We start from the raw sequence: 13,183 nt of genomic DNA, 5'->3' as shown, positions 1-13,183 counted from the left end.
CCGACATGGCGGGTAGTGGCATTCCGACGACCGATTCCCGGTCGTCCCGTCTGCTTCCCACAAGACATATCCCGGGCATCCCGTGCCCGAAACTACTGGTTGGGCGCCGCCGCGCCAGGCCCAGGGGAAAGACATGCGCTGCATCTTCATCAATCGGCCAAGGAGAAGAACATGAACCTTGCCATCCTCAAGCAACTCTTCGCGAGCTTCGTCCATACCCGCGGTTTTGGCCGGCACTTCCGCCGCCTCGCCTTGCTCGACAGCCTCTCCGGCACCACGGTCAGCCGCGAGGTGCCGCCATCCCTGGCGCAAACCCTGGTTGCCGCGGCCAGGAGCGATGCCGCCGCGCTATTGGAGCGGCTCGAAAGCCATCCGGACGGGATCAGCGCCGTCCAGGCGGAACGGATACGCGAACGGGTCGGCCTCAACCAAGTCGAGCAGGAAAAGCCCCTGCCCTGGTGGCTGCACCTTTGGCACTGCTACAGGACGCCCTTCGATCTGCTGCTGACCCTGCTGGCGGTGATTTCGTATGTCACCGAGGACATGAAGGCGACCATCGTCATCGGCACCATGGTCGTGCTTTCCGTCGCCATCCGCTTCTGGCAGGAACGCAAGTCCAATATCGCCGCCGACCAGTTGAAGGCCATGGTCCGCAACACGGCCACCGTGATCCGCCGCGATCCCGCCGGGAATGCTGCCCCAGCCGGATCGCGCAATTTCGACATTCAGTCCCAGCCCAAGCCCGCCCATCGCGAAGAACTGCCGATCACCCAGCTCGTCCCCGGCGACGTGGTGCTGCTTTCCGCCGGCGACATGATTCCCGGCGACTGCCGCATCCTCATGGCCAAGGACCTGTTCGTCGGCCAGGCGGCGATGACCGGCGAGTCCCTGCCGGTGGAAAAGTTCGCCTTCCAGCGCCACGCTGCCGCGACCAATCCGCTGGAACTGGACAACATCGTCTTCATGGGCACCAACGTCGTCTCCGGCTCGGCCAGCGCCGTGGTGGTGCACACCGGCGGCCGCACCTATTTCGGTGCCCTGGCCCAGCGCGTCACCACCACCGACCGCGCCCCGACCCAGTTCCAGGCCGGGGTCAACAAGGTGGCCTGGCTGCTGATCCGCTTCATGTTCGTCATGTCGCCGCTGGTGCTTTTCATCAACGGCTTCACCAAGGGCGACTGGACCGAGGCGTTCCTCTTCGCGATGTCCATCGCCGTCGGCCTGACGCCGGAAATGCTGCCCATGATCGTGACCTCGACGCTGGCCAAGGGCGCCGTCATCCTTTCGCGCCAGAAGGTCATCGTGAAGCGTCTCGACGCCATCCAGAACTTCGGCGCCATGGACGTGCTGTGCACCGACAAGACCGGCACCCTGACTCAGGACAAGATTTTCCTCGCCCGGCACACCGATGTCTGGGGCGAGGACTCAGACGACGTGCTGGAGGCGGCCTATCTCAACAGCTACTACCAGACCGGCCTCAAGAATCTGCTCGACGTGGCGGTGCTGGAGCATACCGAGGTGCATCGGGAGCTCAACCCGGCCACCAACTTCCGCAAGGTGGATGAAATCCCCTTCGATTTCCAGCGGCGCCGCATGTCGGTGGTGGTGGCCGAACATGAGGAGCATCACATCCTCATCTGCAAGGGCGCGGTGGAGGAGATCCTGGCCGTCTGCGAGCGGGTGCGGCACGGCGAGATCGACGAGCCGCTGACGCCGGAACTGCTCGCCCGCGTGCGCGCGGTCACCGCCGACCTCAACGAGGACGGTCTGCGGGTCGTGGCGGTAGCCTCCAGGGAATTGCCGCCGCTACAGGAAACCTATGGCGTCGCCGACGAGGCGGGGCTGACCCTGGTGGGCTACGTCGCCTTCCTCGATCCGCCTAAGGAGTCCACCGAACCCGCGCTCCAGGCCCTGGCCGCCCACGGGGTGAAGGTCAAGGTGCTGACCGGCGACAATGAGCTGGTGACGGCCAAGATCTGCCGCGAAGTGGGGCTGGCGGCGGAATCGGTCCTGCTCGGCGCCGACGTCGAGCGCATGGGCGACGCCGAACTGGCCCGGGCCGTGGAGACGCACGACGTTTTCGCCAGGCTGACGCCGGCCCACAAGGACCGCATCGTCCATCTGCTCAAGGGCAACGGCCATGTGGTCGGGTTCATGGGCGACGGCATCAACGACGCGCCGGCGCTGCGCACCGCCGACATCGGCATCTCGGTGGATACCGCGGTGGACATCGCCAAGGAGGCCGCCGACATCATCCTGCTGGAGAAGAGCCTGATGGTGCTGGAGGAAGGCGTGATCCAGGGCCGCAAGACTTTCGCCAACATGCTCAAGTACATCAAGATGACGGCCAGCTCCAATTTCGGCAACGTCTTCTCGGTGCTGGTGGCAAGCGCCTTCATCCCCTTCCTGCCGATGCTGCCGATGCACCTCCTGGTGCAGAACCTGCTCTACGACTTCTCCCAGGTGGCGATTCCGTTCGACAACGTGGACGCGGAACTGGTCGAGGATCCCCAGCGCTGGAACCCGGCCGACATCGGCCGCTTCATGCTGTTCTTCGGGCCGGTGAGTTCCGTGTTCGACATCACCACCTATCTGGTGATGTGGTTCGTCTTCGGCGCCAACACGCCCGAGCACCAGACGCTGTTCCAGTCGGGCTGGTTCGTCGAGGGCCTGATGACGCAGACCCTGGTGGTGCACATGATCCGCACCCGCAAGGTCCCGTTCATCCAGAGCCGGCCCGGAACGCCTCTGCTTATCGCCACCGGCCTGATCATGGCGATCGGCATCTTCATCCCGATGGGGCCGGTCGCCCATTACTTCAAGCTGCAAGCATTGCCGTGGCAGTACTTCCCGATCCTGGCCGTCATCCTGACCGGTTACATGATCCTGACCCAGCGCATGAAAAGCTTCTACACCCGGCGCTTCGGCTGGCAATAGGGCGCACCAGGATCACGGCGTGGACCGCGCCGTGATTCCTACTGCGGAGCGGACTCGGGCGTGCGCCACAAGCAGGCGCCACGGCACTCCTTGTCCAGTTCCGCCAGCACCCGCTCATGCTCCTGCAGCTCCTCGGCGCTCGCGCGCAGCACCCGCAACGGGCCCCGCTCCGCCAGGCTGCCGTCCGCCTGCAAACCGGCCGCGGGCGCCTCCAGGTCCATCATCAGGCTTTCCTGGCCGCGGGTCATCGACAGATAGACTTCGGCCAGCAACTCCGCGTCCAGCAAGGCGCCGTGAAGCTGACGGCCCGAATTGTCTATCCCGTATTCATTGCACAGGGCGTCCAGGGAATTGCGCTTGCCGGGCCGCAGTTCCCGCGCCATGCGCAGGGTGTCGATCACCCCGCCGCAGACCCCGTCCAGGCTGCCCCGCTGCAGCAGGCCGAGCTCGTGATTGAGAAAGCCCACGTCGAAGGCGGCGTTGTGGATGATCAGCTCGGCGCCATGGATGAACTCCACGAACTCGTCCACGATCTCGGCGAACACCGGCTTGTCCGCCAGGAACTCATTGGTCAGGCCGTGCACCGCCTGGGCGCCGGCATCGATCTCACGCTCGGGATTGATGTACTTGTGGAAGCGGCGCCCGGTCAGCTTGCGGTCCGCCAATTCGACGCAACCCACTTCGATGACGCGGTCTCCCAGACGGTACTCGAGGCCCGTGGTTTCCGTATCGAGAATGACTTGACGCATCTGGCTATCCCCTTCGCACCGAGTCGACGCCGCGCCGCGCCAGGGCATCGGCCCGTTCGTTCTCCGCATGGCCGGCGTGGCCGCGCACCCAAAGCCATTCGACCTGATGGCGACTGGCCTCCTGATCCAGCGACTGCCACAGATCCACGTTCTTCACCGGCTGCTTGCTGGCCGTCCTCCAGCCTTTTCGCTTCCAGCCGGCGATCCATTCACTGATCCCCTTCTGCACATACTGGGAGTCGGTATGCACCCGTACCCGCACCGGCCGTTTCAATTGGCGCAGCGCCTCGATCACCGCCTTCAGCTCCATCCGGTTGTTGGTCGTCGCCGGCTCGCCGCCGAACAGTTCCTTTTCCTTCTCGCCGTAGCGCAGAATCGCGCCCCAACCACCGGGTCCGGGGTTGCCGCTGCACGCCCCGTCGGTAAAGATATCCACCACTTCGTCGATCATTGACCATTCCTATGAGTAACCGTGACCAGGGCCTTGGCCCGCGCCTTGCGGTCGTGCCAGGCCGGCATCACCAGCCGCATGCCGACTTGGCGCTTGATCGCCTGCATCACGTAGACCGCGCCCCCGTAGGGCCACCAGCGATCGCCCGCCGCTTCGAGAAAGTGGCAGCGGCGCAGCCATTTCTCCTGGCTGAAGGGCGGCGCATAGCAGCCGAAGGCGCCGCCGCGCGTTTCGAAACCCAATAGCGCAAACCAGTCCTTGAGCCGCAGCACGCTGATATAGCGGCCATTCCAGGGGGCCGCCGCGGACTGCCGGAACAGGCGGCGGTGGATGCTCCACAGGCTGAAGGGATTGAACCCCGTCACCACCACCTGCCCTTCAGGCACCAGGATCCGCTCCACCTCCCGCAGGATGGAATGGGGATTTTCCGCGAACTCGAGCACGTGCGGCAGCACCACCAGATCGACGCTATGAGTGCCGAAAGGCAGATGCCAGGGCTCGGCGCGGACCTCCACCGGTGGCTCGCTACCGCAACGGAAACGGAAAGGCATCCGGTTGCCGCGCAGGTAGTCATGACCGGGCAGGCCGATCTGGACCGCATTGAAACCGAACACGTCGGCCAACAGCAGTTCGTGCTTGGCCAACTCCCAGCGCAGCACGTAGCGCCCCTGGGGTGTTTCTAGCCAGTTCTGGAAGTGCATTGACATCGGGCAAGGGTCGGGGAGAATAGCTCCGCTATGGACATCGTTCGTTTGCGCGCGTTCAGCGACAACTATATCTGGCTGCTGCGCCACGGCGGCCACGTGGCGGCGGTGGATCCGGGAGACGCCCAGCCGGTCATCGACCACTTGGCGCAAAGCGGCGACCGGCTCGGCGCCATCCTGCTCACCCACCATCACCCGGATCATACGGGCGGCGTCGCCGAACTGGTCCGCCGCCATCCCGTTCCGGTCTTCGGGCCCGCAGCGGAAGACATCCCCGGCGTCACGCATGCCTTGTCCGGCGGCGAACGCATCGAGCTTCCCTTCCCGGCAGCTCCGCTTGCCCTGGAAGCGCTCGACGTCGCCGGCCACACTCGCGGGCATCTCGCCTACCGCTATTTCGGCGACACTGCCGAGCGTGGGGATTATCGCCGAAACATTTTATTCTGTGGCGATACCTTGTTCACCCTGGGTTGCGGCCGCCTCTTCGAGGGCAGCGCCGAGCAGATGCATCGCGCCTTGCAACGCCTTGCCGCCCTGCCCGGCGACACCTTGGTCTACTGCGCCCACGAATATTGTCATTACAACCTGCCCTTCGCCCTTGCCGTCGAGCCTCGCAACCCGGCCCTGCTCCGGAGAGCCGAAGAATTGCGGCGCCTGCTGGCTGCCGGGCAGGCCACCGTCCCCATGCGCCTGGAAGATGAATTGGCGACCAATCCCTTCCTGCGCTGTCACCTGCCGGCCGTCATCGACGCGGCCAGCGCGCACGTCCAGCGGCATCTGACGGGCGCGACCGAAGTGTTCGCCGTCTTGCGCGAGTGGCGCAACGACTTCAAAGCCGCCTGATTTCCTCGGCTCCGCGGCAGCGGCCCGAGGAGGCATTCCGCCACGGCCCGGCAAGCCGGCGAATTTGACGGGCGGCGGCGGGCTCCGTTAACATTGCCCGGCTATGAAACGCAGGCCCCCCCACAGTGCCGCACGCCTGCGTGCGTCCAGCCGATTCCTCCGATTCCTTTTCGTCGCCCTCGCCTTGCAGTCCATCCTCGTTGCGCCGTCCGTGCGCGCCGAGGTGGTCGCGGTAGTCCGGGACAGCGATCTGCGCCTCAGCCCCGACCTCGCCCTGCCGCGACAGACGGTCTTCGAGGTGGCTCCAGCGGCGCCGCTGCGCGCCACGCTCGAAGAGGACCTGCCGCGCATCGCCACCATCGATCTGACGGCGCCGCCGCCGGATGTCTGGCAGCGGGTGCGCAACGGCTTCGCGATGCCCGACCTGCACAGCCCCCTGGTGGCCGACCGCCAGGCCTGGTACCTGAACCGGCCGCAGATGCTGCAGCAGATCTTCCAGCGCAGCCGCCGCTACATCTACTACATCGTCCAGGAACTGGAGAAACGTGGCATGCCCACCGAACTGGCGCTGCTGCCGATGGTGGAAAGCGCCTTCAATCCCCTGGCCTACTCGTCGGCCCGTGCCCTGGGCATGTGGCAGTTCATCCCCTCCACCGGCAAGACCTACAACCTGGAACAGAACTGGTGGGGCGACCAGCGCCGGGACATCGTTGCCTCCACTGGCGCCGCACTCGATTATCTGCAGAAGATCTACGAAATGCACGGCGACTGGCACCTGGCCCTGGCCTCCTACAACTGGGGCGAGAATGCGGTGGCCAAGGCGGTGGTCCGCAACCAGGCCAAGGGCTTGCCCACCGACTACCTGAGTCTGACCATGCCGGGGGAGACCCGCTATTACGTGCCCAAGCTGCAGGCGCTGAAAAACATCCTGGCCAATCCGGAACTGTTCGGCATTCACCTTCCCTCCGTTCCCAACGAGCCCTATTTCGCCACCATCGACATGCCGGCCACCATGGACGTGGCGATGGCCGCGCGCCTGGCGGAAATCCCCCTGGACGAATTCATCGCCCTCAACCCCGCGCACAGCCGCCCGGTGATGCGCGACACCGGGACATCCACTCTGGTCTTGCCCACCGACAAGGTCTCGGTGTTCCAGACCAACCTGGAGCGCTACGAGAGCGAGGACCGTCCGCTTTCCCTGTGGCGCACCCATACGCTGAGAAAAGGCGAAAAACTGGATGCCGTCGCCAACCGCCACGGCATCACGGTGGCCCACCTCAAGCAGATCAACAGCATCGGCCGGAAGACCCGCGTCGCACCCGGGCTCAACCTGCTGGTGCCGGGGCCGGCGGCGCGCATCAGCTCCGAGCTGATCGCGAAACTGCCGCAGACGCCGGCCGATTCGCCAAAAACCGCCGGTAAACGCGGCAAGGGCGGCAAGAAGGTCGTCGCGACCAAGGGCTCCCGCGGGGCCAAGGGCCAGAAAGCGGCGGCCGGAAGGCCCCGCGCCAAGGCCGCCGCCAAGCCGCTGCGCATTCCCGCGACGGCGAAGAACCACCGAAAGCGCTGATTTCCATGATGCGGAAAGAACACTCCGCATCGTGGGAAGGCTCGCCCCCCCTCCGGGGGGGTCGATAGCTCGATATTACGGGGAACGCTGTAGCGGCACCGATCGGTTGCGGCTGGCGCCGCGTGCCGCTTTTCGCATTAAGCGCCTATCCGTCCGGGTACAAGTGGCAGCGCACCACCCGGGTCGGCGACAGCCGGCTCTCGCCGGGATACTCCCGGCGGCAAACGTCCATCGCCCGGGGGCAGCGGGGGTGGAAATGGCAGCCCGGCGGCGGCGCCGCCGGCGACGGCGGATCGCCGGCCACGGTCAGGACTTCGCCAAGCGCGCCATCGATGCGCGGCACCGCGGCGATCAGCGCCTTGGTATAGGGATGGAAGGGCTGGCGCAGGATCTCGTCGACCGAGCCGCGCTCCACCACGCGCCCCAGGTACATCACCGCCACCTCGTGGGCCAGATAGTCGACCACCGCGATGTTGTGGGTGATGAACAGGTAGGCCAGGCCCAGGCTTTCCTGCAGATCCTGCAACAGATTCAGGATCTGGGCCTGCACCGAGACATCCAGCGCGCTGGTGGGTTCGTCGCAGATCAGCAGCCGCGGATTCACCGCCAGCGCGCGGGCGATGGCGATGCGCTGGCGCTGCCCGCCGGAAAACTCGTGGGGATAGCGCTGCGCCATTTCCGGTCCCAGCCCCACCTGGCCGAGCAGGCGTTCCGTGAGCGCGCGGTGATCGCCCGGCACATGCAGGGCTTCCATGCCTTCGGCAATGACGCCGCCCACCCGGATGCGCGGGTTGAGCGACGCGAACGGGTCCTGGAACACCATCTGCATCGCGCCGCGCAACGGCCGCAGCGCGCCGGGCTTGAGACGGGTCAGTTCCGTTCCGGCCAGGCGCACGCTGCCCGCCGTCGGCTTGATCAGCTGCAGAAGGGCCTTGCCGGCGGTGGTCTTGCCGCAACCCGACTCCCCCACCAGCGCCAGGGTGCGCCCCGGCCACAAATCCAGGGAAACGCCATCGACCGCCCGCACCTGACCGACGACCCGCTGCAGAAGGCCGCGGCGGATCGGGAAATGGACCTGCAGATCGCGCACCTCCAGCAACGGTGCCGCCACTGCGGCCGGCTCGGGCAGCGGTGCCGCCTCTTCCCGGCCAAGGTCCGGGCCGGCGGCCGGCGCGGCGTCTTCCAGCGGCAGATGGCAGCGGACCCGCTGGCCGTTCTCGGCTTCCCGCCAGGGCGGCGCCTGCTCGCGACATTGTGGCAGCACCCGATCGCAGCGGTCGGCGAAACGGCAACCGGCAATGCGGGCGTCGGCCGGCGGCACCCGCCCCGGAATCATCGTCAGGCGCCCGCGCCGGCGGCTGGCGTCGGGCAGGGCCGCGAACAGCTTGCGGGAATAGGGATGGCGGGGACGGGCGAAAAAATCCGCCCGATTCGCCACTTCCACCAATTGTCCGGCATACATCACGCCGACGCGGTCGGCCATCCGCGCCACCACGCTCAGATCATGGGTGATCAGCAGCATCGCCATGCCGCGCTGGCGCTGGAGTTCGGTCAGCACGCCGAGCACCTGGGCCTGGATCGTCACGTCGAGCGCCGTGGTCGGCTCGTCGGCGATCAGCAGCCGCGGCTCGCCCGCCAGCACCATCGCGATCATCGCCCGCTGCTTCATGCCGCCGGACAACTGAAACGGGTATTCGTCGTAGCGCCGCGCCGGATCGGGGATGCCCACCGTGCGCAGCAGTTCCTCGCCCCGCCGGCGGGCGGCCGCGCCACGGAGGCCGCGATGCAGGGCCAGGGTCTCGGCGATCTGGCGGCCGATGGTCAGCACCGGATTGAGGCTGGTGGCCGGCTCCTGGAAGATCATCGCCATCGCGCCACCCCGCCGTTCGCGCATCTGCGCTTCGGTCAGGTCCAGCAGATCCGCATCCTCCAGGACCACCGCGCCGCGAGTGATCCGAGCCCCCTCGGGCAACAGGCGCATCATTGCCAGCGCCGTCATCGACTTGCCGCAGCCCGATTCGCCCAGCAGGGCGAAGGTCTCGCCGGCGCCGATCTCGAAGTCGATGCCGTCCACCGGCCGCGCCGGGCCGATGGTCAGCGCCAGGTCTCGCACACGGATCAGGCTCATGGCGCGGTCCGCGGATCGAAGGCTTCCCGTACGGCATCGGCCAGCAGATTGGCGGCCAGCACCAGCAGGAACATGAACAGGAAGGCGCCGACCAGGGTCCACCAGACCATCGGTTCGCGCGCCAGTTCCATGCGCGCCGCGTTGATCATGGTGCCGAAACTGATCGTCGAGGGATCGACGCCGATGCCGACGTAGGAGAGCACCGCCTCCGCCAGCACCAGGCCGGAGAAGTCCATCACCAGCGCGATCAGCACGATGTGACCGAGGTTGGGAACGATGTGCCGGACCATCACCGCCAGCGGCGCGATGCCGAAGGCCCGCGCCGCCTGGACGTATTCCAGCTCCCGCAGCTTCAGGGTCTCGGCCCGCAACAGCCGCGCCAGGCCGGTCCAGCTGGTCATCCCGAGAATCAGGCAGAGGGCCAGCAGGCGCGCGTCGGCCCGCTCCGCCGCCGTGGAAAAGGCGTCCGGATGGGTGTCGATCAGCACCTGCATCATCAGGATCGCCGCCGCGATCAGCAGCACGCCGGGAATGGAGTTCAGGGTGGTGTACAGATACTGGATCGCGTCATCCACCCAGCCTCCCGCATAGCCCGCCAGCACACCGAGGAAGATCGCCAGCGGCAGGGTCACCAAGGTGGTCAGGGTGCCGATCAGGAGGCCGGTGCGAACGCTCTTCAGGGTCAGGTAGAGCACGTCCTGTCCCACCTTGTCGGTGCCCAGTACATGGTAGCCCTGGCCCAGCATCACGACCGTTCCTCCGGCCAGGGAAGTCAGCAGCAACACCGTCAGCACGCTGCGCCAGGCCATTTCACGCCGCTTCAGCGCCGGCGCCAGGACGGCGGCCAGCAGCGCCCAGAGCGCCGCGCCGGCGCCCAGGCCGAACAGGGCCCGGCGGCCCACGTCCGCCGCCCAGCCGGCCTCGTCGGCCAAATGTGCGCCGCCGTGCTTCAGGCGCGGAAATTCCCGGCCGCCCTCCAGGCTCTCCTTGGCGAAAAGGCGGGTCGCCAGCGGCGCCGAGTAGGTTTTTTCCGTGTTCTCCTTGAGCGACAGCAACAGGCCGTCCAGGACCGAGTACACCTCGATGCCATAGACCGGCCGCTCCCGTTCCCCCGCGGCGGGCAGCAGGGTCCGGTAATGCAATGAATCGAGCACGCCGACCAGCAGGAACAGCGCCAGCGTCACGGCTGAGGCCATGCCCGTGGCGCTGCGCGCGACCCGCCCCCAGGCGGCGCGCTGGGGCGGACTGCGGCGGCACGCCCAGGCCGCCGCGACACAGGCCGCCAGCAGCAGGAACAGCAGCAGGTCGGACCAGAGCAGGACGGGCTTGATGTCGATCACGACAGACGCACCCGCGGGTCCACCAGGGTGTAGGACAGATCGGTCAGCAGCAGGCCCAGGATGTAGAGTCCGGCGCCGATGAACACCATGGCCCGCACCACGGCGAAATCCTGCGCGTTGATGGCCTCGATGGTGTAGCTGCCCAGGCCGGGGATGCCGAAGAAGGACTCCACCAGCAGGCTGCCCATGAACAGGCTGGGGATCAGCACCACCACACCGGTGAGAATCGGAATCAGGGCATTCCTCAGCACATGGCCGAAGAGCACGGCCGTCTCCGTCAGCCCCTTGGCGCGGGCGGTGCGCACGTAGTCGCGGCCGGCCTCCTCCAGGAACAGGGTGCGGTACCAGCGGGTGCCGGAACCGATGCCGCCGATCACGCTGACGATCACCGGCAGCACCAGGAAGCGGGCCGTATCCAGTCCCTGGCCGTAGCCCGAGATGGGCGCCAGGTGCCAGATCTTGCTGATCAGCCATTGGCCGCCGATGATGTAGAACAGTCCGGAGATGGACATCATCGCGACGCACAGCACCGTGCCGGCCAGATCGAGATACGTCGCGCGAAAGAACACCAGCATCAGGGCGAAGCTGATCGTCACCCACAGTCCCAGCAGGAATACCGGCAGCGCCACCGCCAGCGAAGGACCCATGCGCTGGCGGATCTCGGCGGCGATGTCGCGGCCGTCGTCGGCCCGGCCGAAATCGAAGGCGAACATCCGTACCGACTTGGCGAAAAACACCGTTTCGGTGAATCGGCCGCCGCCCGCCGCCGCCTCGTTCCACAGCAAGGGTTTGTCGTAGCCGCGCTCGGCCTTCCACTTGGCGATGGCCTCCGGCGTCACTCGCTTGACCCCGAGCTGCATCCGCGCCATGTCGTCCGGCGTGTTGACCACGAAAAACAGGGCGAAGGTAATCAGGTTCACACCGAGCAGGATCGGTACGGCATAGAACAGGCGGCGCAGAATGTAAGCCAGCATTGAGGGAAGACAGGCCGATCCGTCGGAAGCAGACGCCCCGGATTGTATCGTCTCCACCACCGCGCGCCGAGAGCGCCGCGGCGCTTTCGCACTTCGGCCGGACTCATGTATAATTCGCCGCTCTTCTGCGGTGGCCGTAGCTCAGTTGGTAGAGTCCTGGATTGTGATTCCAGTCGTCGTGGGTTCGAGTCCCATCGGTCACCCCAAAAATATTTTCAAGAAAAACCGCTCCGGGCGGTTTTTTCGCGCACCGGGATGGTCGGCGCGCGGCACCATGGCGATGTCCATGGAATAGCGATGATGCGTGGCCTTGACGTCCTCGAAGTCCTCGGCCTCCCCCGATAACAGCAGTACGGCATGTCCCGCGTACCGGCCGTCAGTCAGGCGGTACGCCCATTTGCCCCAGCCAGACGAATCTGACGAAAACAATCAGGCCATGACGACGAACGATCCCGCCAATTTCAATCCCCGCGCCCGGCTCAAGGAACTGCTGGCGATTCACGAATACGACCGCACCGACGCGCAATGGGACGAAATCGTGGAACTGGAAATCCAGCTTGCCCCCGGCAACCGGATCGGCGCGCCGCCCATCCACCATTCCCCCAAACAGCGTCACATGCCTGGCCAGTCCAGGGGCGGACAAGGCGGCCAGAGCGGCTACGGCAATGCCAATCCGCATGGCGGCGGCCCGGGCAATCCGCAGCACAAGCCAAAGAAGGCCAAGGGTCCGTTCAAGCCGAGAAAGAAGCCTCAGGGTCAGGGCGGCGGACAAGGCGGCCAGGGTGGTGGTCAGCAGGGCGGCGGCACGCCGCAGCCTCAGCGCGACCCCGCCGCCTGAGGTCGATAACGCTCAGCGGCGGTTCCCCTGTTGCAGCTCAGGCTGCCCCGCTCAACCGCCGTGCGCGGAGATGTCGGGCCAGGCCTTCCATAGGTAGTAAGCCATCGACCACAGGGTCAGCACGGCCGCCACGTCCAGCAGCACGCCGCCCCAGGCCTGGAGGTCGAATCCTCCCAGCCGGCCGTGATGGAGCAGCATCGGGATGGAGATCATCTGCGCCGCGGTTTTCAGCTTGCCGATGAAGGACACCGCCACGCTGCGCGACGTGCCCACCTTGGCCATCCATTCGCGCAGGGCCGAGATGGCGATTTCCCGTGCAATGATGATGAAGGCGATGATCGCGTCGGCCCGCTCCAGCTTCACCAGCAGCACCAGCGCCGCCGCCACCATCAGCTTGTCGGCCACCGGATCGAGGAAGGCGCCGAAGGCGGACGTCTGCCCCAGCTTGCGCGCCAGCCAGCCGTCGAACCAGTCGGTGATCGCGGCGACGATGAAGATCAGCGTGGCCAGCAGATTCTCCTCGTCCGGCGACAGCCAATCCGCAGGCAGATAGAACACCCCGACGAACAGGGGAATCAGGAGAATGCGGGCCCAGGTCAGCAGATTCGGGATATTCGATGGCATGGATGGTCTTTGCGTGCGGCTCTCG

The 13,183-nt window shown here is 66.3% G+C and carries 11 protein-coding genes and 1 tRNA gene; 5 read left to right on the top strand and 7 right to left on the bottom strand.

Features of this window, described 5'->3' with window-relative positions; all coding sequences use genetic code 11:
* Positions 1–171 precede the first annotated feature (171 nt).
* Complete coding sequence (gene mgtA / locus B9N43_RS03345; RefSeq protein ID WP_145840915.1) at positions 172–2,937, top strand: magnesium-translocating P-type ATPase; 2,766 nt, start codon at positions 172–174, stop codon at positions 2,935–2,937.
* 38 nt (positions 2,938–2,975) lie between these two features.
* On the opposite strand, the gene dnaQ is transcribed toward mgtA, so the two are convergent.
* Genes dnaQ through B9N43_RS03330 form a run of 3 tightly spaced genes read right to left on the bottom strand, consistent with a single transcriptional unit; the run spans position 2,976 to position 4,844 of the window.
* Positions 2,976–3,686, bottom strand: a complete 711-nt coding sequence (gene dnaQ / locus B9N43_RS03340; protein WP_145840914.1) for a DNA polymerase III subunit epsilon — start codon at positions 3,684–3,686, stop codon at positions 2,976–2,978.
* 4 nt (positions 3,687–3,690) lie between these two features.
* Complete coding sequence (gene rnhA / locus B9N43_RS03335; protein ID WP_145840912.1) at positions 3,691–4,137, bottom strand: ribonuclease HI; 447 nt, start codon at positions 4,135–4,137, stop codon at positions 3,691–3,693.
* Positions 4,134–4,844, bottom strand: a complete 711-nt coding sequence (locus B9N43_RS03330) for a class I SAM-dependent methyltransferase (RefSeq protein WP_145840911.1) — start codon at positions 4,842–4,844, stop codon at positions 4,134–4,136. Before B9N43_RS03330 ends, rnhA begins: the two co-directional genes overlap by 4 nt.
* Before the next feature lie 30 nt (positions 4,845–4,874).
* Between B9N43_RS03330 and gloB the strand changes: the two genes are divergently transcribed.
* Together gloB and B9N43_RS03320 are read left to right on the top strand one after the other, a co-directional pair.
* Positions 4,875–5,684, top strand: a complete 810-nt coding sequence (gloB, locus tag B9N43_RS03325) for a hydroxyacylglutathione hydrolase (RefSeq protein ID WP_145840909.1) — start codon at positions 4,875–4,877, stop codon at positions 5,682–5,684.
* Between the two features lie 184 nt (positions 5,685–5,868).
* A complete protein-coding gene (locus B9N43_RS03320; protein WP_261379379.1) occupies positions 5,869–7,254 on the top strand; it encodes a transglycosylase SLT domain-containing protein in 1,386 nt (461 codons plus the stop codon).
* Between the two features lie 145 nt (positions 7,255–7,399).
* Here B9N43_RS03320 and B9N43_RS03315 read toward each other — a convergent pair whose 3' ends face one another.
* The 3 genes from B9N43_RS03315 to B9N43_RS03305 are packed head-to-tail and all read right to left on the bottom strand — an operon-like array spanning position 7,400 to position 11,696.
* Complete coding sequence (locus B9N43_RS03315; protein WP_145840906.1) at positions 7,400–9,382, bottom strand: ABC transporter ATP-binding protein; 1,983 nt, start codon at positions 9,380–9,382, stop codon at positions 7,400–7,402.
* A complete protein-coding gene (locus tag B9N43_RS03310; protein ID WP_145843415.1) occupies positions 9,379–10,719 on the bottom strand; it encodes an ABC transporter permease in 1,341 nt (446 codons plus the stop codon). The genes B9N43_RS03315 and B9N43_RS03310 overlap by 4 nt, the downstream gene beginning before the upstream one ends.
* Positions 10,719–11,696, bottom strand: a complete 978-nt coding sequence (locus B9N43_RS03305) for an ABC transporter permease (protein ID WP_145840905.1) — start codon at positions 11,694–11,696, stop codon at positions 10,719–10,721. The genes B9N43_RS03310 and B9N43_RS03305 overlap by 1 nt, the downstream gene beginning before the upstream one ends.
* Positions 11,697–11,826: 130 nt before the next feature.
* Between B9N43_RS03305 and B9N43_RS03300 the strand changes: the two genes are divergently transcribed.
* Positions 11,827–11,902, top strand: a tRNA-His gene (locus B9N43_RS03300).
* A gap of 230 nt (positions 11,903–12,132) precedes the next feature.
* Positions 12,133–12,534, top strand: coding sequence for a hypothetical protein (locus B9N43_RS17120; protein ID WP_186453958.1), 402 nt, complete (start codon positions 12,133–12,135; stop codon positions 12,532–12,534).
* Positions 12,535–12,585: 51 nt separating this feature from the next.
* On the opposite strand, the gene pgsA is transcribed toward B9N43_RS17120, so the two are convergent.
* A complete protein-coding gene (gene pgsA, locus B9N43_RS03290; RefSeq protein ID WP_145840904.1) occupies positions 12,586–13,158 on the bottom strand; it encodes a CDP-diacylglycerol--glycerol-3-phosphate 3-phosphatidyltransferase in 573 nt (190 codons plus the stop codon).
* Between the last annotated feature and the right edge of the window lie 25 nt (positions 13,159–13,183).

Source organism: Denitratisoma sp. DHT3 (genome assembly GCF_007833355.1).
Taxonomy (GTDB): Bacteria; Pseudomonadota; Gammaproteobacteria; order Burkholderiales; family Rhodocyclaceae; genus Denitratisoma.
This window is presented reverse-complemented; position numbering and strand designations above follow the sequence as displayed.

Excerpts from the sequence above, each read along its gene's own strand:
- B9N43_RS03330 (WP_145840911.1), bottom strand. The coding sequence starts at position 4,844 with ATGTCAATGCACTTCCAGAACTGGCTAGAAACACCCCAGGGGCGCTAC.
- pgsA (WP_145840904.1), bottom strand. The coding sequence starts at position 13,158 with ATGCCATCGAATATCCCGAATCTGCTGACCTGGGCCCGCATTCTCCTG.
- gloB (WP_145840909.1), top strand. The coding sequence starts at position 4,875 with ATGGACATCGTTCGTTTGCGCGCGTTCAGCGACAACTATATCTGGCTG.
- rnhA (WP_145840912.1), bottom strand. The coding sequence starts at position 4,137 with ATGATCGACGAAGTGGTGGATATCTTTACCGACGGGGCGTGCAGCGGC.
- B9N43_RS03315 (WP_145840906.1), bottom strand. The coding sequence starts at position 9,382 with ATGAGCCTGATCCGTGTGCGAGACCTGGCGCTGACCATCGGCCCGGCG.
- B9N43_RS17120 (WP_186453958.1), top strand. The coding sequence starts at position 12,133 with ATGACGACGAACGATCCCGCCAATTTCAATCCCCGCGCCCGGCTCAAG.
- dnaQ (WP_145840914.1), bottom strand. The coding sequence starts at position 3,686 with ATGCGTCAAGTCATTCTCGATACGGAAACCACGGGCCTCGAGTACCGT.
- B9N43_RS03305 (WP_145840905.1), bottom strand. The coding sequence starts at position 11,696 with ATGCTGGCTTACATTCTGCGCCGCCTGTTCTATGCCGTACCGATCCTG.
- mgtA (WP_145840915.1), top strand. The coding sequence starts at position 172 with ATGAACCTTGCCATCCTCAAGCAACTCTTCGCGAGCTTCGTCCATACC.